The sequence below is a fragment of the Geopsychrobacter electrodiphilus DSM 16401 genome (genome assembly GCF_000384395.1).
GTDB lineage: Bacteria > Desulfobacterota > Desulfuromonadia > Desulfuromonadales > Geopsychrobacteraceae > Geopsychrobacter > Geopsychrobacter electrodiphilus.
This window is the reverse complement of the sequence record NZ_ARWE01000001.1, coordinates 3,368,141-3,392,655: the sequence shown is the minus strand read 5'-3', so window position 1 is coordinate 3,392,655 and position 24,515 is coordinate 3,368,141. Positions and strand designations below refer to the sequence as shown.

General features: G+C 57.2%; 19 protein-coding genes. 10 read left to right on the top strand and 9 right to left on the bottom strand.

Features of this window, described 5'->3' with window-relative positions:
* Positions 1-367: 367 nt before the first annotated feature.
* The 10 genes from D888_RS0116040 to D888_RS0115995 all read left to right on the top strand — a co-directional run bounded on the left by D888_RS0116040 (position 368) and on the right by D888_RS0115995 (position 11,497).
* Entirely contained in the window at positions 368-1,246 is an 879-nt protein-coding gene (locus D888_RS0116040) for a DUF535 family protein (protein WP_033423736.1), read from the top strand.
* A gap of 60 nt (positions 1,247-1,306) precedes the next feature.
* Entirely contained in the window at positions 1,307-2,212 is a 906-nt protein-coding gene (locus D888_RS0116035) for a hypothetical protein (RefSeq protein ID WP_020677588.1), read from the top strand.
* Between the two features lie 347 nt (positions 2,213-2,559).
* Complete coding sequence (locus D888_RS22030) at positions 2,560-2,913, top strand: PepSY domain-containing protein (protein ID WP_020677587.1); 354 nt, start codon at positions 2,560-2,562, stop codon at positions 2,911-2,913.
* A gap of 108 nt (positions 2,914-3,021) precedes the next feature.
* On the top strand, positions 3,022-3,684 hold the full coding sequence (locus D888_RS0116025) for a response regulator (protein ID WP_020677586.1): 663 nt from the start codon (positions 3,022-3,024) through the stop codon (positions 3,682-3,684).
* Complete coding sequence (locus D888_RS0116020) at positions 3,681-4,997, top strand: ATP-binding protein (protein ID WP_020677585.1); 1,317 nt, start codon at positions 3,681-3,683, stop codon at positions 4,995-4,997. The genes D888_RS0116025 and D888_RS0116020 overlap by 4 nt, the downstream gene beginning before the upstream one ends.
* 107 nt (positions 4,998-5,104) lie before the next feature.
* Positions 5,105-7,081, top strand: a complete 1,977-nt coding sequence (locus tag D888_RS0116015; protein ID WP_156827035.1) for an LTA synthase family protein — start codon at positions 5,105-5,107, stop codon at positions 7,079-7,081.
* Positions 7,082-7,098: 17 nt separating this feature from the next.
* Positions 7,099-9,057, top strand: a complete 1,959-nt coding sequence (locus tag D888_RS22025; protein ID WP_020677583.1) for a bifunctional DedA family/phosphatase PAP2 family protein — start codon at positions 7,099-7,101, stop codon at positions 9,055-9,057.
* A gap of 158 nt (positions 9,058-9,215) precedes the next feature.
* Positions 9,216-9,641, top strand: coding sequence for a hypothetical protein (locus D888_RS22020; protein WP_020677582.1), 426 nt, complete (start codon positions 9,216-9,218; stop codon positions 9,639-9,641).
* Position 9,642: 1 nt separating this feature from the next.
* A complete protein-coding gene (locus tag D888_RS0116000) occupies positions 9,643-10,287 on the top strand; it encodes a DedA family protein (protein WP_020677581.1) in 645 nt (214 codons plus the stop codon).
* The gene (locus D888_RS0115995) at positions 10,277-11,497 is read left to right on the top strand and encodes an MFS transporter (protein WP_020677580.1); all 1,221 of its coding nucleotides are present in this window, start codon (positions 10,277-10,279) and stop codon (positions 11,495-11,497) included. Before D888_RS0116000 ends, D888_RS0115995 begins: the two co-directional genes overlap by 11 nt.
* A 100-nt stretch (positions 11,498-11,597) precedes the next feature.
* On the opposite strand, the gene D888_RS0115990 is transcribed toward D888_RS0115995, so the two are convergent.
* From D888_RS0115990 to D888_RS0115950, 9 genes are all read right to left on the bottom strand, one after another.
* Positions 11,598-14,630 carry an efflux RND transporter permease subunit gene (locus D888_RS0115990; RefSeq protein WP_020677579.1) on the bottom strand — a complete coding sequence of 1,011 codons (3,033 nt, stop codon included), beginning with the start codon at positions 14,628-14,630 and terminating at the stop codon, positions 11,598-11,600.
* Between the two features lie 3 nt (positions 14,631-14,633).
* Positions 14,634-15,737, bottom strand: a complete 1,104-nt coding sequence (locus tag D888_RS0115985; protein ID WP_020677578.1) for an efflux RND transporter periplasmic adaptor subunit — start codon at positions 15,735-15,737, stop codon at positions 14,634-14,636.
* The gene (locus D888_RS23345) at positions 15,734-17,152 is read right to left on the bottom strand and encodes a TolC family protein (RefSeq protein ID WP_169513294.1); all 1,419 of its coding nucleotides are present in this window, start codon (positions 17,150-17,152) and stop codon (positions 15,734-15,736) included. The genes D888_RS0115985 and D888_RS23345 overlap by 4 nt, the downstream gene beginning before the upstream one ends.
* A 288-nt stretch (positions 17,153-17,440) precedes the next feature.
* Positions 17,441-18,097 (bottom strand): potassium channel family protein, encoded by a 657-nt coding sequence (locus D888_RS0115975; RefSeq protein WP_020677576.1) that lies wholly within the window; start codon positions 18,095-18,097, stop codon positions 17,441-17,443.
* Positions 18,098-18,101: 4 nt separating this feature from the next.
* A complete protein-coding gene (locus D888_RS0115970; RefSeq protein ID WP_020677575.1) occupies positions 18,102-19,472 on the bottom strand; it encodes a TrkH family potassium uptake protein in 1,371 nt (456 codons plus the stop codon).
* Positions 19,473-19,578: 106 nt separating this feature from the next.
* Positions 19,579-21,036, bottom strand: a complete 1,458-nt coding sequence (locus D888_RS0115965; RefSeq protein ID WP_020677574.1) for a DegQ family serine endoprotease — start codon at positions 21,034-21,036, stop codon at positions 19,579-19,581.
* A gap of 6 nt (positions 21,037-21,042) precedes the next feature.
* On the bottom strand, positions 21,043-21,471 hold the full coding sequence (locus D888_RS22010; protein ID WP_020677573.1) for a response regulator: 429 nt from the start codon (positions 21,469-21,471) through the stop codon (positions 21,043-21,045).
* Between the two features lie 132 nt (positions 21,472-21,603).
* Positions 21,604-22,947 (bottom strand): sigma-54-dependent transcriptional regulator, encoded by a 1,344-nt coding sequence (locus tag D888_RS0115955; RefSeq protein WP_020677572.1) that lies wholly within the window; start codon positions 22,945-22,947, stop codon positions 21,604-21,606.
* Positions 22,940-24,391, bottom strand: a complete 1,452-nt coding sequence (locus D888_RS0115950) for a sensor histidine kinase (protein ID WP_020677571.1) — start codon at positions 24,389-24,391, stop codon at positions 22,940-22,942. Before D888_RS0115950 ends, D888_RS0115955 begins: the two co-directional genes overlap by 8 nt.
* Positions 24,392-24,515 lie beyond the last annotated feature (124 nt).

The window sequence follows — 24,515 nt, the reverse complement described above, 5'->3', positions numbered from 1 at the left end:
AACATCAGAAGACCAGGGTCAATGACAGACATCCAGAATTTTGAATATTGTTTTACAGGGAACAACTTAACTCAGACTGAAGGGATTTCCCCGGGTCGAACCTGCGGCTTATTTCTCCTCCCCTTCGGTATATTCGTAACCTGAACCATTCGGAGGACCTTTGCTCAATATAAGCAGCGTTCATATTCACTTAAGGTTGGCTTTTTAATCTGGCCCTGAGAAATGGGGGATACCCTGTTTTTCGTCGAGCAGGGGGTGTTTTTGGGTTGGGTATGTTTTTCCTCGTGGTTGCGCATCACCTGGGGGTAAGGAATAAAACGACATGAACGATGACTTGACCGACAAAATTCACTTCTCTGCCTTCGCTATGGCCCGGATAATCCATCCGGCTGAAAATGCTCACTATAAATTTAAAAGAGTCCGATTTTTATTGCGGAGCCTGCTTTACCGCCGCGTTCTCAAGCAGATGTTTTTTCTTTTTCAGGAAGAACGGTTGAGAACCCTGCCAGAGAAACATCGAGAACTCCTGGACAAGACCTTACGCCCCTATCAGATTGCCAATTCCAGTGCCCGCGTGCGGGCGCAGAGGGTGGAGGAACATTATCGTCTTCTGCTGCGGCGCTACCCGAATCTTATCGAGCCGTTATTCCTTGAGTCCGGGATCGAGCTCGGCCGTTATCCCGACAATTTTAATCGCGTCATCCTGCGTTACGATGGGGTTTTCCGCAGGGAAGGGGAGCTGGTGCTCTCGGTCGTGGATGAAGCGGGGAAGCGACTCTATAGTTGTGCGTTTTCTCTGGCCGGGACAGCAGAGCAGCTTCATCTCATCATCGGGTCGGTGCAGGGACCTGAACCTGCGGTTGACCAGGCTCAGGAGAAGGTCCGCATCATGACCAAGGGGGCCTACGGGTTAAGGCCAAAATCCCTTGTTGTCCTGGGTGTCTTGATGATTGCAAAAGCGCTGGGGGCCGAGCAGGTCATGGCGGTCAAGAAGAATGCCCATGTGTTTCAGGCCAAACGGTACAGTAAAAAACAAAAAGGGAAGGTCCAGCTTGATTATGATGAGCTGTGGTCTGAATTTGAAGCCCGGGATGTTGATTCCAATTTCGTTCTGCTACCTCAGCTGACACGAAAACCGCTCGAAGAAATTGTGTCAAAAAAACGGTCCATGTATCGGCGTCGTTATGAATGGCTGGATACTTTTGCGGCTAATATTTACTCCCTTTTCGGAACAGTTACAGGTTGAGATCGAGTCCATTCCTTGCGTTTCTGTTGAATCCTTAGAAAGAAAAACTGGAGTATTTGAATGAAGCAATTATTTTCCACTTTTGTGGTTCTTGTATTTTTATTTTCTGCAGATATCAGCATGGCCGGACCCTTAGGAAATTCGGATCCCGTTGATAGTTCGTCAAATAAAAAGTTTACCCTGTACCTGGGGCAAATAGGTGGAGAAATGCCGGGCATAAACAATATAGGGCTTAAGCCAAAAGCCATCATCGGAATCAAGGGCGAATTGGATTTTAAACATTTTATTAACAATATAGACATACATGCACTTTATGGCGACAAGCAAACCGGAACCGGGTTTAAAAAAAACAGCATGCTGGAACTCAGGGGGAAGTTAACTTCTCTGTATCCGCTCTATAAAAAAGAGACCTATGAATCATTTAACCTTGGTCTTTACGGCTCTTTTGCTCTGCCCTTTAAATCTGAGAAACCTTCTACGCTTTTCCCTGGTGTCGATTATTCCGATGAAGAGTCAGAACAACTGTCAAAAGAAGTACTTCTCGGTGCCGATATAAATTTCAGATTCACTTATGACAAAATTGATTCCTCCCTCCATACCATCCTGTTTTTTTATGGGAAGAAGGTCGCACCAAATCTTTTGGCCTATAAGCCGCTCTATAAAATAGAATGGGATAATAACTTTTATTTATTGGGAACGATAGATAACCCCAAACTCGAGCTTTCAACTTCGATGCAATTCTGGTTTGCGAGGAAAGCGGGGGTGTCTTTGTTTAATGCCCATGACGGTCTCGGGGGCACGAAACGCGAATTCGATTACGATCTTAAATTGCGTTACTATTTTTTTAAAAACATAGATACGTATGTCAATGCGTATGGCTTCAATAACCTTAATCGCGGCAACAGCGCCAGTTCCCCATATGGCTTCAAGGATGGTTACGGCGTCGGGGTCGAGTATCACTTTTAATTCTCATCTTTTGGGAAATGGTCAAAGGGTGCGACGGTTTTAGCTTGATAGTGGTATTTCCGTTTTTCTGTGTTTCAGTAACTGGCATCAGAGCGTTTTTTCCGCAGGCAACAGGGAGTACCCGCTATCCGACCGAAGCCTCCCTTCATATTGACTTAATGTTTCGTCTTTATATTTCGCCTGAAGAAGCCCGAAATCGTAACCCCTCACAATGCGAAGCGGGCTTCTTTACCCCCCTTGAAAGGCCTGTCACCTGAGGGTGACAGGCCTTTTGAAAATTGAATCCTCGATTTCAATATGCAGGATTCAAACTTTGAAAGAGACGAGAGTCAAAGGAGAATATAAAAATGAAGAAAATCGCGATTTTGGGTTTGCTGACGTTGATCCTGGCCACGGCGACAATGACCGTGAAGGCCTGGGCCGATGAGAATAATGCAAAAAATGACAAGGCTCTGGCTGAGGCCAGGATCACCTTGAACCAGGCTGTCAGCGGTGCCCTGGCGGTCGTTCCAGGTAAGGCGATTAGTGCCGAGCTGGACGACGAAGATGCCACCGCTGTTTACCGGGTGGAAATTGTCAGCCATGAGAAAACCTACAGGGTGACACTCGACACGCAAAACGGTAAGGTTCTAGCGAAACAACTCGACACAGCAGATAATGACCACGACGGTGACAAAAACGATAAAAAAGATAAGGATTGATTCTTTGCGGGCCGGGGCAAAAGCTCCGGCCCATTTCTTTGTTCGCTCGATAGGCTATGCTTAGGGCTTGGCTGCGTCCCTGATGGATGTAATGCGAGGTTTTTATAGATGAGAATTCTGCTGGTTGAAGATGACGCCATGATCGCTATTGCCGTTCGTCAGGGTCTGATAATTGAAGGTTATGCCGTTGATTGGGCCCAGGACGCGGCTGACGCTGAACTGGCACTTGAAACCGAGGACTATGAACTGGTGCTGCTCGATCTGGGGTTACCCGATCGCTCAGGGTTGGAGGTGCTGGCCGATTTGCGTAAAAAAGGGAATGCGGTCGCCGTGCTGATTCTGACCGCCCGCGATGCCGTTGCGGACAGGATTGCCGGGCTGGACACCGGGGCCGATGATTATCTGGTGAAACCTTTCGATCTCGATGAACTCAGCGCGCGTATCCGGGCAGTGCAAAGACGCCAGCAGGGACGTGCCGAACCGCTGCTGTGCCATGGGACGTTGTGCCTTAATCCCGCCAGCCACAAATGCACCTTAAATGGGCTTGAAATTACCCTTTCCGCTAAAGAATTTTCGCTGTTACAGGCCCTGATTGACCGTCCTGGTGCGGTACTTTCGCGGGCCCAGCTCGAAGAGAAGCTCTACAGCTGGGGGAGTGAAATCGAAAGTAATGCCATCGAGGTGCATATCCATAACCTGCGCAAAAAACTTGGAGCCGATGCCATTCGGACCCTGCGCGGGGTCGGTTATCTGCTGGGGAATCTGAAATGAATTCGATCCGTAAAAAACTGTTGCGCTGGCTGCTGATCGGTCAACTGATCGCCATTGTGACGAGCAGCGGGCTCACTTTTTTTTATGTGCGCGGTGAATTGGCCAATCTGTTTGATGACCGCCTGCGCCAACTGGCCTACAGCGTGTCTGCAACAGGGGAGTTTCTCCCGCCCCCTCTGACTAGCCTCCAGGACAATGATGATGATTTTGTCATTCAGGTCTGGCGGGGTGACGGCTCATTGCTGACGAACATCAACCGCAAGGAAGGTGCTCCGAACCTGGCAGAAGAGGGCTTCAGTACCCATCTTTCAAACAAGATGCTGTGGCGCAGTTTTGTCTTGCGTCGCGGTGACCGTTTGATTCAGACCAGCCAGCCCTATTCGGATCGACTCGAGATGAGCACCGGCATCGCGCTGGGTGCGGTTGCCCCGGTTATTGTGCTGGTCTTTGTACTTGGCATTCTGGTCTGGGTCAGTGTGGGACTCGGCTTACGCCCCTTAAAAGAGATAACACGCGCTCTTGGCCTCAGGCGTCCTTACGCCCTCACTCCGCTCCTCATGCAGGATGCACCAGAAGAGATCAAGCCTCTGATTGACGCCTTGAATGACCTGCTGAAACGGCTCGGCGAGGCCCTGGATGGACAGCGTAAATTCATTGCCGATGCCGCACACGAACTGCGCACCCCGTTGGCGGCCGTGCAGCTACAGGCCCAGCTTTTAGAACGCGTCTCCAGCGTGGAGAAAAAAACGGCGGCTCTCGAACAGATTCGCGCCGGCACCTCGCGCGCCAGCCATCTGGTAACACAGCTTTTGACCCTGGCGCGGATGGAACCCGAAGATTGGCAACGCCCCTTTACCCGGGTCGATCTGAGTGCTTTGATGAAGTCGGTGGTGACGGACCATTCTTCGGCGGCATTAAATCGGCAGATTGATCTCGGCGTTGGTCGGGATGAAGCCCTGTTTATCAAAGGTGACACCGAAAGCCTGCGGATCATGCTGGGTAACCTGGTCGATAACGCCGTCCGCTATACACCCGAAGGGGGGCGCGTCGATGTGACCTTAAGTCGGTTTGAAAATTTTGCTCAATTTGAGATCCAGGACAACGGCCAGGGAATCCCCGACGCAGAGCGCGTCCAGGTCTTCGCGCGGTTTTACCGCCGCCCCGGGACTTCCGAACTGGGCAGCGGCCTGGGCCTGGCGATTGTTCAGGAAGTGGTCACACGTCACCATGGCGAAATCACCCTCGCTGACGCCGAACAGCAGAACGGGTTGAGAGTATTGGTGAGGCTGCCACTTGATACCGAATTCACTTAGGGCGTAAACTATTGCGTTTCTGGGACGATCAATCAAAAAAAACCGAGGCGGTGTGTCACTGTGACCTGATCAGCTTCGGCGGGTTTAAAGAAAAGAAGGAAAATTGCATGTCTGTATCAACCAAATTTGCGCGTTTTTGCGGCCCACTGGCGCCGTCGGTGTTTTTCATCCTTGAATCCATGCTGGTGCTGAGTCTGTTCCGTATCGCCTTTATTATCTGGCTCTGGCCACGGGTTTCGGCGGTTGACGGCCTCTGGCCGGTACTCGGTTTCGGCTTGCGCTTTGACCTGATTGTCATCTGCTTTGCCATTGCCCTGCCGGTGGTTTGTAGCCTGCTCCTCCCTGATTTTCCGACCCTGCGACGCTATTTTCGCCGCGTAGAGGCAGCTTTTCTCTCTCTGTGCTTCGGAATTTTCGTTTATATGGAAACGGCCACGCCCTCTTACATCAACCAGTATGACAGCCGACCGGGGCGGCTTTTTTTTGAATATCTGAATCATCCCAAAGAAGTCTTCGGAACCCTTTGGGCCAGTTACAAGTTGCAACTTTTTATCGGCCTGGCGCTCTTGATTCTGGCCATCTGGCTCAGTCTGAGAACCATGCTCAGGCTGGGGGAACAACAGAGCCATTGGCGGCTGCGCTGGCGCCTGCTGGCGTTTCCCCTCTGTGGGGTCCTCATCTTTCTCGGTGCGCGCTCCAGTCTCGATCACCGCCCGGCGAATCTCAGCACCGCTTCCTTTTCTGTCGATCAGCTGGTCAATCGCCTGGGCGTCAGTTCGACCTACTCGCTGCTTTATGCGGTGCAGAACATTCACAATGAAGGCCGGGCGGATCGGCTCTATCCGAAAATGCCCGTCGCCGAAATGTTCAGTCAGCTGTATAGCTATATGAACCTGCCGTCCACGGCCTTCCCCGACAAAGACATCCCCACCTACCACCGCCAGGACCCGCTGCAGCAGCTGGCACGCCCGCGCAATGTGGTCATCATCCTCGAGGAGAGCCTCGGTGCCGATTTCGTCGGATCTCTTGGCGGCGAAGACTGGACTCCGCAGCTGGACAAACTGCGTCACGAGGGGATCTGGTTCGAAAACATGTATGCCACCGGGACGCGCTCGGTGCGCGGCATCGAAGCGACGACCGCCGGGCTGCTCCCTTCGCCCGGACGTAGCGTGGTCAAACTCGGCCTGGCGCAACGGCACTTCTTTACCCTGGCGCAGCTGTTTAAACCGCTGGGCTACAAAAGCAGCTTTATTTATGGTGGTGAGAGTATTTTTGATAATATGCGCGGATTTTTCCTCGGGAACGGTTTCGACAAGGTCGTCGATCAAGGTGATTTCGAAACCCCTAAATTCCGGGGAACCTGGGGGGTTTCGGACGAAGATTTGTTTAACCGCGCCGATGAAGAATTTCGCAAGATGGGTGACAAGCCGTTCTTCGCTCTGGTTTTCAGCACCTCAAACCATGAACCTTTCGATATCCCCAGTGGCATTCTGAAAAACGAACAGGCCTATTCCAAGCTCGGGAATGCGGTGCGCTACAGCGACTATGCCCTGGGGAAATTCATCGCTCAGGCGCAGAAATCGGATTACTGGAAGAACACTCTTTTTGTGATTGTCGCCGATCATTCAAATCGGGTTTACGGTAACGCTCTGGTGCCGATTAACAAGTTTCACATCCCCGCGCTGATTCTGGGCGCCGACATCAAACCGCAGGTTATCAGCAAAATTGCCGGCCAGTCCGATCTGCCGACGACCCTGCTGAGCCTTCTGGGTAAGACTACCTGGCACCCCATGCCAGGGCGCAACCTGTTACAGATTCCGGCCGACGATCCTGGGCATGCGGTCATGCAGTTCAATCTGAACCACGCGACCATGGTCGGCGATCAGGTCATCGTGCAACAGCCACACCTGCCAGCCAAACAGTTCCGTTACACCGGCGGCAAGCTCGTCGCCCAGGACCTTGATCCCAAGTTTGCGGTCGAAGCCTCAGCACTTGCGCTCTGGCCGTCTTATACCTACTTTAATCAGCAGTATCGACTGCCGGAGAAAATAAAGCCTGAATCTGAACAGGCCGTGCAAAAGTGACACCCTGAAAGGCCGTTATGGACTGGTCGCACCTCTGGCATAATCTGTTGCAATGGGTTTCGCTTTACCCCCTGGCAACTTATCTGGCGATCTTTCTGATTTCGCTTTCAGAATCCCTGGCTCTGGTCGGCCTGCTGGTGCCTGGAACGGTGATGATGGTCGGCATCGGCGCCCTCGCCGGCAGCGGAGCTATCTCCCTGAAAATCACCCTGCTTGCCGCCATGGCCGGGGCTATTAGTGGTGATGGCCTCAGCTATTGGCTGGGGCATCATTACCATCAGGGGATCAAAGAACTCTGGCCGTTTCGCAAGCATCCGCAACTTTTGCAGCGTGGTGAAGAGTTCTTCCATAAACATGGCGGCAAGAGCGTACTATTCGGCCGCTTTGTCGGTCCGGTGCGCCCGGTCATTCCGGTCATCGCCGGCATGCTGGATATGCCGGTCAGGCGCTTTTTGCTGGTCAATATACTTTCTGCCATCGGCTGGGCCTTCGCCTACATTCTCCCTGGGGTTATCCTCGGCAGCTCACTGACTCTGGTCGGCGCCGTCAGCACCCGGCTCAGCCTGTTGTTGCTGATGCTGGGGCTGCTTCTGTGGTTGACCTTCTGGCTCACGCGCAAGGGGTTCGAGCGTCTGGGGCGCCTCGGGGCCAAAGGGGAGAGACTGCTGCCGCTGCTCTGTATTGCGCTGCTGCTGGCGGTCTGGTTATTCGCCGGGGTGCTGGAGGATCTGATCACCTTTGATCCGCTGGTTCAGGCCGATCAGGCGATCTATCACTGGCTGCAGTCGCTGCGCTCGCCCTGGGGGGATCAGTTTTTTGTAGCGCTCACCGAGCTCGGTGATGCCCTGGTTCTTTTCCCGCTGGTATTAACGGTGCTGGCGGTGCTGTTGTTTCACCGCAGGTTTCGTGATGTGTGGTACTGGCTGGCTGCCGTTGCTGGCGGTGTCGGGCTGGTGCAGCTGTTCAAATGGACCTTGCATCGACCCCGGCCGATCGATATTTACAGCGGGGTTTCCAGCTGGGGCTTCCCCAGCGGGCACAGCACCATGAGCGTGGTGTTTTACGGCTTTTTGGCCCTGCTGCTGGCGCGCAGTTTTGCTCCACGCTGGCGCTGGACTCCCTTTGGCGCCGCGATCGGGGTCTCGCTGTTGATTGCATTGTCGCGCATCTATCTTGGCGCGCACTGGCTGTCCGATGTTGTCGGCGGCATGGCCCTGGGTTGGAGCTGGGTGATTCTGCTGGGGATTTTCTATCTGCGTGGCGCCAAAACCTCAGTTCCAATGCGGCCTGTATTGCTATCGGTGCTCCTGATGCTGCTCCTCGCAGGGGTCGGGCACATCAACCAGCGCCACGCATCGGACCTGCTCCGCTATCGTGCCCAGGAGCCCCTGCAGATCCTGGAATCCGCGGATTGGCAGAATCAGGGTTTCCGGCAACTCCCGACCTGGCGTTATACCCTGTTGGGGGACATGGAACAGCCCCTGACCCTGCAACTGGCTGGAGATCCGCAGTATTTGGCCAGGGCCCTGTTCAGGCATGGCTGGCAGCCGGCCCCCGGATTGACGGCCCGGCAGTTACTGAATCTGTTCGTTTCTGACATTCCGGTCGCTCAATTGCCCCTGTTGCCCCGTCTGTCCAACGGCCGCCGGGAAATTTTGCGCCTCGTCAAGTATGTCCCCCCCAGTCGCATGGTCCTGCGCCTCTGGCCGACCTCCTTTCAGCTTAAAAACGGCGAACCGCTGTGGGCAGGCACGGTTGAGCATGAGACCGCTCAGCCGCTGGCCAATCTTCTGACCTTGCCGCTGGGAAAAAAGGATTTCGGTGCGTCACTGCAGACGCTGGCAGGCGATCTTGAGCAGCAAAATATGCTCAACATGAGCTGGGCTCAGGTTCCCCCGCCTCTGCCCGCTGATGCCGTGGGCAAGATCCTGTTACTCAAGACTCCCGCGGGCTCGGGCGTCGAAATGGTCAAATAAATGTTGCACCAGATCTTCCGCTGGATAGTCGATACCGTCCGCATCCGGGGATCTGCTGGTGTTTCTCGACGGTGCCGGTTTGGTCATAGGTCCGATTTGCTCGAAACCGGAAATTTAACGACGTAAACTATTTTTGCGAGCTGTCAACAGGAGGCGATATGCAGACAGTACAGCATAAGAGGGAAGGGTTCAGTGACCAGTTAGCCGACCGGGTTCAGCTTTCCTGGCGTTTGTTCTCTACGGTCACCCGGTCCTTCAGCAATTCACGTTTTTTGCTTCACGCAACGGGGAAACTAAGGCGTTTTTTTCTGGTTCATTTTCGTAAGAGTTACGTTCAGAACCAGCTTTCGACCCGGCAGGGTAAATGTCGACAATGCGGCACCTGTTGTAATCTGTTGTTTACCTGCCCGTCGCTGACAAATGACGGGAATTGTATCGTCTATGGCATTTGCCGCCCTCAGGCCTGCAAGGTTTTCCCCATCGACCCAAGAGATGTCGCTGAGGCCGAGGCTTGCGGTACTCGTTGTGGCTATGACTTCAGTAGCAGGGACCTTAACCCAATGGCCGTAACCCAGAAGGATTGATATGCTGCATCAGATCGTCAGTTGGATTGTCGACACCGTCGGACTCTGGGGCTATCCCGGCATTATTGTGCTGATGTTTCTCGAATCCTCATTTTTCCCATTTCCCAGCGAAGTTGTGGTGCCTCCGGCCGGATACCTGGCCGCCCAGGGCGAGATGTCTCTGGCGCTGGTGATCGGCTCAGGAATTCTCGGCAGCCTGCTCGGGGCCAGCTTTAATTACTGGCTGGCGGTCAGATGGGGCCGGCCGCTATTTGAGCGTTACGGGCGTTATTTCCTGGTGAGTTCCAAATCCCTCGATCGGGCCGAACTGTTCTTTGCCCGTCATGGGCATATCTCGACCTTTGTCGGCCGCCTGTTGCCCGGTATCCGTCAATACATCAGCCTGCCCGCCGGACTGGCGCGCATGAACCCGCTGCTCTTTGCGGCCTTCACCGCGCTGGGATCCGGTGTCTGGGTTATTATCCTGGCGCTGACCGGTTATGTCATCGGTAATAACCCGCAGCTGGTCGGGCAGTACCTGCATCGCATTTTATGGCTGGTCCTGTTTGCCTGTCTGCTGTTGGTGGCGGGCTATATCTGGCTGCGTCGTCGGCAAGGTCGGAGCCAGGGTTCACTCCCTGAGGCCGCGGATGGCAATGTCGACTGAGTCTGAAACACCACTGCCTGCCAGGCGCGCGCTTCCGACAACCGTCTGGGCGCTCGGTCTGGTCAGCATGTTCATGGATGTCTCGTCCGAGATCGTCCACAGCCTGCTGCCGGTGTTTCTGGTCAGTATTCTCGGCGCCAGTGTCCAGACCGTCGGCTTGATTGAGGGGGTGGCCGAGGGCACTGCACTGATCGTGAAGGTTTTTTCCGGGACCTTAAGCGACTGGCTCGGCAAGCGCAAGATTCTGGCTCTGTGCGGCTATGGGCTGGGCGCCTTCAGCAAACCCTTGTTTGCCATGGCGCCCAGTATCGGGCTGGTGTTCGGTGCGCGTTTCGTTGATCGCATCGGCAAGGGGGTGCGTGGTGCGCCGCGCGATGCGCTGGTCGCTGATGTCACCCCACCTGCACAGCGCGGTGCCGCTTTTGGCCTGCGTCAGTCCCTCGACAGCGTCGGCGCCTTCGCCGGACCGCTGCTCGCTATCGGCCTGATGCTGCTGACCGGCGACAACTTTCGCCGGGTCTTCTGGATCGCTTTTATTCCGGGGCTGATGGCGGTTTTGATCCTGTTTTTCTGGGTCAAGGAACCGGCATCAAACAGCGAAAAACGCTTCAGCTTTCCTTTTCGGCGTCATAGCCTGGCGCGCCTCGGTTCCGGCTATTGGTTAGTGGTGGTGATCGGCGCGCTCTTTACCCTGGCTCGCTTCAGCGAGGCCTTTTTGCTGCTGCGCGCCGAAGATCTGGGCTTGCGCGCCGGCCTGATTCCGCTGGTGCTGGTGGTCATGAACATCGCTTACAGCCTGACCGCCTACCCGGTGGGCAAGCTTTCGGACCGCATCGGACGTAAGGGGTTGATGGCCACGGGTTTGTTGGTCTTGATTGCCGCCGACCTGTTGCTGGCCGGAGCGGCGAATCTGTGGTGGGTCTATGCCGGTGCGGGATTGTGGGGGCTGCATCTGGGCCTGACCCAGGGCCTGCTCTCGGCTCTGGTGGCCGACGCCGCAACGCCGGAGTTACGCGGTACCGCCTTCGGGATCTTCGGTCTGGTCAGCGGCATCGCCATCCTGTTCGCCAGCCTGCTTGCCGGTGGTCTCTGGCAGCATTTCGGGGCCGCGACCACCTTTTACGGCGGGGCGTCAATCGCGGCCGTGGCCCTGGCCGGTTTTACCTGGGCCTGGAAACAAAGATCCCCGCCACGAATTAAAAGCACCTGAACCCTCAAATCATGATCAACAGCGGGAATCCTGAATGGACATCATCTGGCTTCAAGCTGGAGCCATCCAAGTCATCCTTTCAATGCCATAGTGCCCGTTTTTACTCCCCCTGCTGGCGAAAGGTTCTGAGCACCGGGACCAGAATCAGGGTGGCGAAGGTCGCTGAAAGCAGCCCGCCGATAACGGTGATCGCGAAGGGTTGAAAGATCCGTGAGCCGACCGCCGGGTTGAGAGCGACTGGTATCAGGGCGCAGATTGTGGTCGTCGCCGTCATCAGGATGGGGCGCAGGCGGACCGAGGCGGCAGCCAGCAGGGCATCGGTCAGGTCCTGACCAGCGGCGACCTGCCGGTTGGTGTAGTCGAGAAGGACGATCGCGTTATTGACCGCGATGCCAACCAGGGTCAGAACCCCCATGCCGACCGAGACGTCGAGGCCGACCTGGGTGATGGCCAACAGTACGATTGCACCCACCAGGGCCACCGGGATGGTCACCAGAATGATCAACGGCTGACGCCAGGAGTGAAACTGCATGGTCAGGATCAGATAGACCAGCATCATGGCCGCCAGCCCGACCAGCAGAAAGTCCCGGATTGTTTGAGTGAGCACCTGGTACTGACCGGTAAAGGTAATGCTATAGCCCTCAGGGAGGCTGATAGCTGAGAACTTCTGGCGCAGCCGCTCCACCGCCGCAGGGATGCTGCCATCGACCTCGGCCAGCAGCGTGACTTCGCGTTGGCCATTGAGGCGGGTCACGGCGGCGGGCAGATGGGTCATTTCAACCTTGGCCAGCTGTCGCAGCGGTACCGGACCCTTAGCGGTGTTAATCGCCAGCCCCTCGAGCAGATCGAGGGTCATGTCGGGCGGCGCATCATTCTTGAGCAAAACCTGCACCTGTTGTCTCTGGCGCAGGATGGTTGTCGCCAGGAGCCCTGAGCGACTGGCCTGAATCGTCGCGAAAACATCGCCGGGCGCGAGGCCGTAGCGGGCCAGTTCGAGCGGGTCAGGCCGGAAGATGATCTGGGGACTCTTGATCTTGGTGTTGTTGATGATGTTGGCCAGCGCCGAGTCTTTGGCCATGATCTCTTCGGCTTGACCCGCGAGGGTGACAAGTCTGTTGTTATCCCTGCCATAGATTGTTACCCCGAACAGGGCGGGCAAACCTGAAAGACTTTCGTCCATTTTTTCCTGGGTCGGCTGGTGATACAGAAAGGCTACGCCGGGAATCTGGGCGTATGCGCTGCGCAGGCGCGCAATGATCTGAGCCACTGTCCGGCTGCGGACCTTGCGTGGACTGAGCTTGAGCGTAAGTTCGCCGCGATTGACCCCCTCGATTTGAAACCCGCCTTCAGGTGACCCGGTGCGGCGATAGACGGTCTCGACATCCGGTTGTGCCAGGGCCTGTTGTTCAAGAATATTGCCGACCCGGTCGCTCTCGCTCAGGGAGGTCCCCGGCGGCATGACGTATTCGATGAGGATCGCACCCTCGTCGATCGGCGGCAGAACACTGACCGGTCCCAGCCAGGCGGCAAGCCCACCCAGCCCCAGACTCAATCCCCCCAGCAGCAGCACCAGACCGCGGTGGGCAAAGGCGCAGCGCAGCGTCTTCTGCAGCCCCCGGTCCAGACCATCCAGAAGTCGCGAACCCAGGGCGCGGTGGCGACCGACGCAGTCAATCTGGCCGAACAGCATCGGCACCAGGGTCAGGGAAACGACGAGGGAAGCCAGCAGCGCGACGCTGACGACCAGGCCGAAAGGACGCACGAAAAGGCCGGCGATGCCGCCCAGGAACAGCAGGGGCGCAAAGGCCGCTACCGTGGTCAGGGTGCCGGAGATATCCGGCCCCGCAATCTCTGCCGCTCCGGCCAGGCTGGCGGCCTGCCGCCCTGCTCCCGACTGCAGATGGCGCATCACGCTTTCGGCCACCACGATCGCATCGTCGACCACCATCCCGACCGCCAGGGTCAGGGCCGAAAGGGTGATCACATTGAGGGTCTGGCCGAACAGCTGCATCACCGCCAGGGTCGCCAGCAGGGTGATCGGGATGGTCGCGGTCACGATCAGGGTCGCGCGCAGGGGGCCCATAAAGAAAAACAGCACCGCCACCGCCAGCAAAGCGCCCAGGATCAGATCGTGAAAGAGTGCGTCTCGGGCTTCGCTGACAATGTCGGCCTGATCATAGAATTTGCGGATTTTTGCCCCGGGCGGGAGGAGCGATTTGAGGCTTTGCAGCTCGCGGTCGACGCCCTGAACGACGCCAATCGTGCTGGCCTGGGTTTGCTTGCTGACGAGAAATGCCACTGCGGGCAGGCCATTACCATGTACCCGGTAGTGCCTGGGCACCCGTCCGCTTTTCACCCGGGCAATATCTCGCAAAAAGATCGAGTTGACGCCGTCGGCAACCACCGGCACCGCCAGGATATCCGCTGCCGTCTGTAAGCGGCTATCGCCGCGGATAAAATATTCGCGCGCCCCGCGCTCGATAAAGTCGGTCGCGGCCACCTGGTTGTATCTGCTCAGGGCGGCAGAAACGGCGCTGAGCGTCAGGTGATGGCGGGATAAGGCCTCCGGCCTGAGCTGGACGATATAGGCCGGTTCGTCGCCGCCCAGAACCTCGACGTGAGCGACCCCGGCGACACTCATCAGGCGGCTGACCAGCGTGCTGCGCACCGTTGTACGCAGCTCACTCGGGTTCCCGCCGCCGGAAACTACATAACCCGCGACCTCTTGCAGGGTCGTGCCGATATTCTCCAGTCGAGGTCTGACGTCGCCGGGCAACTCGCGTTGAAGAGGTGCCAGTTCAGCCTGGATCAGCTGGCGCGCATCGGTCAGCCGCAGGCCCCAATCAAATTCGGCTGTGACCTGAGAGACCCCCTCGATGGAAGTAGAGGCGACGCGCCGAACCCCGGAAATAGCGCGGATCCGATCCTCGATCGGGCGCGTAACGAGCAGTTCCACGTCTTCCGCGGCGGCGCCGGGATAATGGGTAATTACGTTGACCACCGGCACATCCAGACCGGGAAACAGACCCACCGGCAGGTGCAGCAGGGCGAAGGCCCCACCCCAGACCGCGATCATCACCAGCAGTATGACCGCAAGCGGATTGGCGATGGTCAGTTTCAGAAATTTCTGCATCGTTTAATCCGCGACCTTGAACTGTTTATTGAACTGGCGATAAAAGAGTTCGTAGCCCCCTTCTGTGACCAGGGTCTGGTCTGCGCTCAGGCCGGAGAGAACCTCCACCCAGCCATTTTGCACCTGGCCCAGCTGAACATACTGCGGCACAAACGTTTGGTTTTTCTGCACGAAAATCAGGGGATTTTCTTCTGCATCGTAGATGATCGCCGATTGCGGAACCGCGAGGGCTTGCGTCCCGGTCGCAATAGTGACAGTTCCGGCAACCGTCTGGTCGGGCCGCAGCAGGCGATTGATTTGTGGGCCCTCGATCCAGATTTGCAGCGCCCCGGTCGCGCTGGCCTGAGGCAGCACGGCCTGCACCACTCCCCGCAAGGCCGGCTGCATCTGGTCAGGCTGAAGCCGAGCCTCTCTGCCCCGCAGCTCAACACCTGCCGCTGGCGTAATGAAGGCCAGGACACGCAGCTGATCCAGGTCGATGACGTCAGCGATCACCTCACCGGCCTTCACCTGTTGCCCCAAACTGACCCGCCGTTGCGTGAAAATTCCATTTGTGGGGGCGGTGATGAGAATTTTTTTCTCAAAGAGTTTCTGCTGCGTGAGCGCTTCATGCCAGCGTGTTTCAAGTTGCACCTGTGTCCTCAGAGCTGCGGCCAGCTGATCTTTTGTCGCCAGTTGTGCCTGCAGACTCTCCTTGAGCCGTTTCCGGGTCTGCTGCGCCAGTTCAAGCTGGGTGTGCAGGGATTCAACCTCAGCCGTCAGTCGGGCGCGCTCCCCTTCCACCTGAAAACCACCGAGTGTCACCAGCAGCTGGCCTTTTTTAACCCGGGCCTGATCCTCAACGCTGATCGTCGCGATCTGGCCAGCCAGGGGCGCGCTCAGTTTCACCGAAACCTTGGTCTCGACGCGGCCGATCCAGGGAATCTGCTGAATAAATGTGCGCAGTTCGGGGCGTGCCAGGGTCATCAGCTGCGGTCCGGCAGACGCAGTATCGCCGGTGGCAGAGGATGTCTGCGGCGCCGCGCAGGTCTGAATGGCAGAGAGGGGCAGAAGCAGAGCGCCGCACAGTATTGCCATCATAACGCGGAGCGTGGGTGTGAACCTCATAAGGCTTTTCCTTCGTTGATCCAGCTCGGCGCGGCTCCGGTTGGCGGAGTTGCGGCGAGCGGGATTGCATAGAAACCGGAAGCCAGCTGAAGGGCGACAAGCGCCTGGGCCAGGTCGCCTCGCAGGGCGAACATTTTCATCTGTGCCCTGATATGTGCGTTCCAGATCAGGTCAGCAGAAACCCGGTCGGTTAGCCCTGCGGCAAGCGCCGAGCGGGACAGTTGCCGTTGGCAATCAAGATCGGTCGCGTCCGCCTGGGCCTGAGTGATCTGTTCGTTGATAAAGTGGATTCCAGATAAGAGTAGACCGATGTCCGAACCGGCTTCGAAGACCCGGTTGGTGTATTCATCCAACAGTCTCTGCCGGGTCGCACGCTCCAGGGCAATCTGGCCCTGATTGCGATTGAAAATCGGCAGGCTGAGGTTGAGGCTGAATCCCGTTGTCCGCAGGTTGTCCGCATCGCGACTCAGCGTCGGCCCGATGCTGATCTGTGGGAACTGGTTCAGGATGGCCGCATGAACTGCCGCCTCCTGACTGGCATAACCGCGCCGCAGGGCAAGCAGATCCAGACGCCGCTGTTCCAGATCTTTGAGCAGGGCTGTTTCAGCGGGCAGTTCAATTCGGGAGGGCAGAGAAATTTCCTGCTGCAGATGCAGTTTGCTGGTACTCGGCAGCCCCAGCAAGCGTTTGAGTTGTAACAGCTGTTGCGCGGTCTTCTGGCTGAGCTCGAGCCGGGTTGCGTTGGCCTGCCTCCAGGCCGCCTGGGCCGGACGCAGGGTGCTGGACGTCAAAGAACCAGCCGCAACGGCATGTTGGAGACGCGTCAGGGTTGTCGCCAGATGTTGTGCGGACTGCTCAGCAAGCGCCTCCTGCGCCTGCAAACTCACCAGCCGATAGACGGCGGATTTAGCCCCTTGCGCAACCTGCCACTCCTGCCAGGCAATATCCAGGGCGATGGCAGCATCATGCTCCCGTGCGCTGCCCCTGCGGGCGGCGCGCGAGATCAGCGCGGAAACATTCCAATTCAACCCCAGCCCGAAAGCGTTGCCGCGTCCGGCCCGGTTCCCCGTCGGTAGATCGAGACTGTAGGAGAGTTCGGGATTGGGCAGCAGTCCGGCCTCAAGCAGTTGGGCGTTGGCTACGGCTTTCTGGTCGCGCAGGGCGCGCAGGGCGGGATTCAGCAGGACCGCGAGCACCGCGGCGCCATCGGGGGAAAGACCCTCTTCAGGGTTTAACGCCACCGGGTGAAGAATGGGGTGTTTAATCTCACTGGCGAGAATCCGCAGCTCTGCCATATCCGGGTGCTTCAGCCTGGCCTGGACCGCGGCCTGTGTGAGGGGCTGTGGCCGATAGCTGGCGCAGGCACTGAGTAAAACCAGGACCAGGCTAAACACGCCCTTGTGGATAAGTCTCATCGGCCCAGGACCAGGATTGGCGGATTCCGTCCCATCATTAAACATTCTCCTGTGGATATGCCTCCAAAAATCTATCCTGACAACCTAACTGATCTGAAGTAGGGAAAGCAGGGATAGTAAAGAACTCACCTTAAGACCAGCTTAAGGCTGTAATGATCGCGATGTTCAGGCCTCATTTTGAGAGTATTTCAGTCGCGCTACTTTATGATGCTGCGGATCTGGTCGTCGGACCTGACGCGGATAAATACTTTTAGATTCAACAGCGGGCAGATGAACCGCCTAGGGCGATCAGCGGTTCCCGATTGCGCGGTTGATATCTTCATTGCGGCCGAAGATCAGCAACATGTCGCTGTCACGAATGACCCGATCGGCCGGGGGGAGCAGCAGAAACTCGTCGGTCAGCACGTCTTTAATCCCCAGGACGAACACACCGAATCTTTTGCGCAGATTGAGGTCGATGAGGTTTTTGCCGATAAAGGCCCGCGGTGGTTCCAGCTCGTTGAGACTGTAGCCGCCGGTCATGGAGAGCATGTCGAGGATATTGGGGCTGGCCAGGGTGCGCGCGACCTTGACCGCCATGTCTTTCTCGGGATTGATGATGTCGGTGGCGCCGACCTTATGGAGGATGCGGCCGTGGTCTTCGTTGATCGCCTTGACCAGAATCTTTTTAACCCCCAGTTCCTTGAGATAGAGGGTGGTCAGGGTCGCGGCATGGGAGCGCTCACCAATGGCGACGACGACGGCATCCATTCCGGCGAGCCCCTGCGCTTCAAGAAATTCACGATCCGCGGCATCGGCCAGAATTGCGAAGGAGCAATGTTCCTGCGCTTGCTGGATATGGGCACGGTTGTTGTCAACCACCATCACCTCGTGACCCTCCTGATAGAGGTTTGAGGCGACGTGAAAGCCGAAGTTGCCGGCACCGATAATACAGAAACGTTTCATGGCATCATCCTATCATGATCTGTTCCTGGCTGTAGACGACCGATGCCCGGCGCGAGCGTTGGGCAAAGGCGAAGGCCAGGGTTAAAATTCCGACGCGGCCGATAAACATCAGGCCGATAATGATCAGTTTCCCAGCCGGGAGCAATGAGGAGGTCACCCCGAGGGAGAGCCCGACGGTGGCGAAGGCCGAGACCGCTTCAAAGCTGTAGGCCAATAAGGATCCGCGGCTTGCACTGGCCGGCAGGCCGTAGGTCTGGACCGCGAGCAGGGCAAAGATGGCGATGCCGCAGACCAGTATCGAGAGCAGCACCAGCGTCAGGACCCGGGTGGTCAACTCTTCGGGGATGGTGCGACGAAAGATATTGGTGTGATTCTCGCCGCGCAGGCGACTCTTCAGGATGGCGAAGAGCAGGGCCAGACTGGTGGTCTTGATCCCGCCGCCACAGGAGCCAGGGGAGGCGCCGATGAACATCAGGACGATCAGCAGAAAGAGCGAGGGAGTCGCAAGCAGATTCAGGTCAAGGCTGTTAAATCCGGCCGTGCGGGCGGACACCGATTGAAAGAGCATGGTCCAGAACCCTTCAGCAGGACTCAAATGATGCAGTTCCGAGGGTACTTCTATCAGCCAGAGCAATAGCGCTCCCCCCAGAGTCAGGATCAGCGTGGTCACAAGCACCAGTCTGCTGTGAAGCGAAAGACGGCGTCGATGCCCTTTGGTGCGGCGGGTCATCCCCAGAACTTCCTGCAGGACCAGAAACCCGAGACCGCCGGCAATAATCAGAAACATCAGGGTCAGATTGACCAGCGGGTCGCCCCGGAAACCGATGACGCTATCGGGGAAGAGTGAAAAGCCTGCGTTGCAGAAGGCCGATATCGAATGGAAGAGGGCACTGTAAAGCCCCATGGCCCAGCCGAGCTGTGGCACCAGACGGATGGAAAGCAGCAGGGTGCCGATCCCTTCGATGGCAAAGGTCAGGATGAAGATGCCGCGGATCAGTTCATTGATTGACGCATAAGGGCAGGGGAGCAGAGTCTCTTCGATCAGTTTGCGGCTGTGCAGGCTGAAGCCGCTGCCGAGATACGAGAAGAGATAGACCGAAAAGGTTGTAATGCCGAGCCCACCGGTCTGGATCAGGAGCAGCACAATCACTTGACCAAAAAGGCTCAGACGTGTACCGGTATCGACTACCGCGAGCCCGGTGACACATTGGGCACTGGTAGCGGTAAAGAGGGCGTCCAGGAAAGAGAGCGGGCTGCCGGTGGAGGCCAGAGGAGTGCTGAGCAGTGTGCCGCCCAGCAGGATCGCAAAAGCATAGTAGATGAGCAGGGCCTGGCCGGGAGTGAGGTGGCGGAGCCGCGCACGAATAAGAGTCATGTTCACAGCGGCGGATATTACTCCTGACCCGAATCAAATTCCATAAAAAAAACAAAGGCCCTGCCGCTCCTCCAGAAACAGGGGAGCGGCAGGGGAAGAAGGGACCTTATTCGTCGAGTTTCAGGGCCAGATAGCGTGTCGCATTACCCTGGCGGACCAACAGGAGGATAGAGCTGCGGCGATTATTTTCGATCGCCTTGCGCACTTCGCTCGGGGTCTTGACTTCCGCGCGATTCACTTCCTGGATCAGGTCACCGCGTTTGATCCCGGCGTGCTCGGCGGCGGAGCCGGGTTCGACCTCGGTCACAAGAACTCCGTTTTGGCCGGTGTAGCCAAACTTATCGGCGAGGTCACTCGTGAGTTCCTGCAGGCTCAACCCCAGTTTTGACAACTTGCTGGTTGCCGCCGGGCGTCCGTTTTTATCCGTTTCGAGGGTACCTATCTTGGCCGTCAGGGTCTGTTCCTTGCCGTCTCGGCGGATCAGCAGTTTGACCTTGGTGCCGGGGGGGGTAAAGGAGATCTTGTTGCGGAAAGCGGCCATCTTTCCGACCTTTTGCCCGTCGAGCTGCAGGATCAGGTCGCCCTGCTTGAGCCCGGCCTCCGCTGCCGGTGAATTTTCTATCACCTGTGCGATCAGAATTCCTTCGCCGTGTTTAAGGTCGAACGATTCTGCCAGTTCCGGGGTCATATCCTGAATCATGACCCCGAGGCGCCCGCGGGTGACGCTACCAGTTTTGACCAGCTGCTCGCGGATGCGTTGGGCCATGTTGATCGGGATGGCGAAGCCGATCCCCATATAACCGCCGCTGCGGCTGAAGATGGCGGTGTTCATGCCGACGACCTTGCCGTCGAGATCGACCAGCGGACCACCCGAGTTTCCGGGGTTGATGGCCGCGTCGGTCTGGATAAAGTTTTCATATTCATTTAAGCCCATGCCGCTGCGCCCCTTGGCACTGACAATCCCGGCGGTGAGAGTGTGCGAGAGGCCGAAGGGGTTGCCGAAGGCCAGAACCCAGTCACCGACCTCGAGTTTATCGGAATCGTCGAAGCTAAGAAAGGGGAGGTCGGTCTCATCAATCTTGATAATTGCGACATCGGTCGGCGGGTCAGTGCCGATGACTTTGGCTTTGTATTCGCGCCCGTCGAGCAGGGTGACGGTGACCTGGTCTGTCCCCGCAACCACATGATTATTGGTCATGATATAGCCGTCAGGTGAGATGATGAAGCCGCTCCCCTGGCCGATCGCATGCTGAGGTGGCCGCTGCTGCTGGGGTTGCTGATGGGGATATTGCTGGGGTGGCTGGCCGAAGAAGCGGCGGAAGAACTCGTCACCAAGGGGCGAGTTCAGCGGATTACCGCCCGGCTGGGCCTTGATCTCTTTCTCAACCTTGATAAAGACCACCGCCGGAGAGACCTTTTTGGCGACTTCACGAAACGCCATACCGGTTTGACGCAGGCTTTCAAGGCCCGCTTCCTGGGCCCGCACATTCGGCGGCAGCATCAGGCTGGCCGCGGTGAAGGTGAGCAGCAGGAACAGCAGGGTTTTATTTGTCAGCATTTTCATTGCAGGTTACTCCTTCTCTCTGTTTTGATAGTTGTGGACGGCGCGAACAAGTTCGATCATCTCATCGATGTCGAAGGGTTTGTCGATGGTGTGAGTGGCGCCGAAGCGGATTGCTGCCTGATGGGTTTTGGGATCGCCGAAAGCGGTCATGCAGATCACCGGGGGACGACCGGGGCGCTCGAACAGCGCTTCGAGCACCTCGAGACCGGTCAGGGCCGGCATGCGCAGGTCGGTAATGACGATATCCGCAGCGGTTGAGGCATCATCAATCCCGTTTTCAAGCATTTCGAGCAGGCGGAGTCCGTTGTTGCAACTGGCAACCGAGAAGCCGGCGCGATGCAGGGCGAAGGCCAGAAGCTCGCGCAACGCCTGATCATCTTCAGCGATCAGTACGCAGGGCGGCCGTTGGTTTTCGGTTGTTTTCGGCTGGGTCACAGGCATCTCCTTGAAAGGGGGAGACCATTCCTGTCGCAGGAAGCGTGCCGGGATAGAATTCTAGTAATATCAGTAGGTTAAATGTTTTTTCCGGCGGGGCATTTTGCCCCGCCGGGGCAGACTGCCCCGGATTTATGGATTGAGTTTACGGTAGAGGGTCTTGCGGTCAATGCCGAGGATTTTGGCGGCCAGAGTACGATTCCCCTCGGTCTCTTCCATGATTTGAGCCAGGTACCTCGCCTCGACCTCGGCCAGGGTCGGCTGTGACTCAGCGCCCGGCCTGGCGGGTGCTCCCTTCTGTTTCTGCAATGGTTCCGGTAAATCTTCAAGAGTAATCTGGTCGTGGCGACAGAGCGCCAGCCCACGTTCGATGACATTGCGCAGTTCGCGCACATTCCCTGGCCACTTCCAGCTGAGCAGCCGAGCAGCCGCAGGAGCGGATAAGCCTTCGACTCTTTTATTGAAACGCGGGGCGAGTTCGGTAATAAAGCGGCTGGCCAAAAGCAGGATGTCGTTACCGCGGTCGGCAAGCGGGGGAAGCTGCAGCTCTATCACATTGAGGCGGTAGTAGAGATCATCGCGAAAAGCCCCCGAAGCGACAGCCTCTTTCAGGTCGCGGTGACTGGCGGCAAGAATCCGAACGTCACAGTCGATTTCAATACTTCCGCCTAAGGGGCGCACCCGACGTTCTTCGAGGGCACGCAGCAGTTTTGGCTGCAGTGCGAGGGGGAGTTCGGCGATCTCGTCAAGAAAGAGGGTACCGCCATCGGCCTCGACAAACAGCCCACGACGCTCCAGGTGGGCATCGGTAAAGGCCCCTTTGGCATGGCCAAAGAGTTCGCTCTCAAGGAGGGACTCTGGCAGGGCGGCGCAGTTAATGGCGATAAAACGCCCTTTGCGACCACTCTGGTGGTGCAGGGCGCGCGCCACCAACTCTTTACCGGTACCACTCTCGCCGCTGATCATGACCGAGGTGTTCACCGGCGCCAGCCGGCTGATCTGTTCACGCAGTTTGATGAGGGCCGGGCTGTTGCCGATTAACTCCTGTGTTGCGTCAGCTTTTTTCACCTGCTCTTCGAGCAGCCGCACCTGCCGGGTCAGTCGTCGGTGCTGCAGGGCGCGCTCCAGAGAGATCCCGAGCAGATCGAGATCGACCGGTTTGGTGATGAAATCGTAGGCGCCGGCACGCAAGGCCTCGATGGCGGTCTCCAGACTGCCGAAAGCGGTCATGACCAGCACCGGCAGGTCGGGGAGGGTCTGTTGGAGGCGTGCGCAAAAATCGGTGCCGGTTTCACCCGGGATGTTGATGTCGGTCAAAATCAGATCGTAATCGATCCTCTGCATCTGCTGATCGGCGTCAGCGGTGCGCGTCACGCAGTCTGTCTGATAGCCCCGCCGGGTGAGGGTTTCACGCAGCAGGTCGAGAAAGGCCTGGTCATCTTCAATAATCAGGATGCGTGCTTGGGTTTCAACCATTAATTTGATCCTGCAGATTCTGTGGCAGGCTCAGGTGGAAACATGTCCCTTCTCCGGGAGTACTGTCGATTTCGATCTTGCCCCCATGTTCAATGACAATCCCCTGAGCGATTGACAGCCCGAGGCCCGTCCCCTGGCCGACTTCCTTGGTGGTGAAGAAGGGGTCGAAAATATGCGGCAGGTCCTGCGCCGCAATCCCGCACCCCTGATCGCAGATGTCGATCTGGACCAGATTTTTATCCTCAGGGTGGCGTGACAGGTCGATCTTCAAGCGGCCGCCCTTGCCCATGGACTGGATACCGTTTATCGCCAGATTGAGCAGCACCTGCTGGAGTTGGCCGGGGTCGGCTTTGACCATCAACGCCTCCTGGGGCAGATTCAGTTCGATCTCGATCCGTTGTTTCTGTGCCGTCGGATGGAGCATTTCACTGACCACGCGGAGCAGCTCAGAGACATCAACCTGTTGCTTGAGGATCTCTCCGCGCCGGGCATAATCGAGCAACTGGCGCATGATATGGGTCATCCGCTCAGTCTGCTCACCGATGATTTTTGCCGAGTGGACAGTCTCCTGCGGGCTGAGGGCCTCCTGGGCGATTAACTTGGCCCGTCCCGAAATGACATTCAGTGGCGTCCCGATCTCATGCGCCATCCCCGCAGACAAACGGCCCAAAGTCGCCAGACGCTCGGTATGGCGCAACTTTTCCAGGGCCTCAATCCGCTCGCGGGTTGACTCTTCATCAGCCTCTTTGGCCGCCGCGAGTTGACCGCGCATCTGATCAATCGTATCCGCCAGCTTGCCGAGCTCGTCGCGGCCACCCAGATTGAGTGGCGCCGAAAAATCACCGGTACCGATCCGCTCGGCCTGTTCTCGCAACCGGCGCACCGGACGGTTAATCCACAGGCTGCCGAGGAGGGTCATCAGCAGCAGGGCCGAAGCAACCGCCGCACCGACCACCATGGCTGAGCGGCGCAGGCTCTCCTGGACGTAACCGTGAAGCTCATCCATCGATTCGCGGACTTCGATGGCACCGAGTCGGCCCTTGCTGTCACGCGACGGGAGATAGGTCAGTAAAAAATCGTGGCCATCTTCGGAGGAGACGAGTAGCGACAGAGGTTCTCCATTTTGGAGTGGCGAAAGATCCGGTTCCGGGACCAGGGGGCTTTGAGGGCTGCCCGCCGGGGCGTCGGTCCAGACCCAGCGGGCCTGAAGGCTGGGGCTGAGCAGATTGCGGCGGTTCAGAAAGGCGATCGCCACCTCTTCGCCACGGGACTCTCTGAGATCAGTAACGATAAAGAGCAGCGATTCACCCAGGTTGCGGGCCTCGCGACTAAGGTTTTTTTTAAGTTGTTGCCGCTCGCGTTGAATCGACAGGTAGCTGTAAATTGAGAAGACCAGAATAATCCCGAGGGTCACAGCAGCGGTGATGCGGATGGTTAAGCGCATGGATGGTCCTGTCGGTTAATAAATCATTCGTCAGGGCTTATCCTGCAGTTGTACTGATTTTTGTCAACCTGATATTTTTAAAAAAAAGTCGAATCGGGTTGAATCCCGGCTCCTGAAAAGGGGC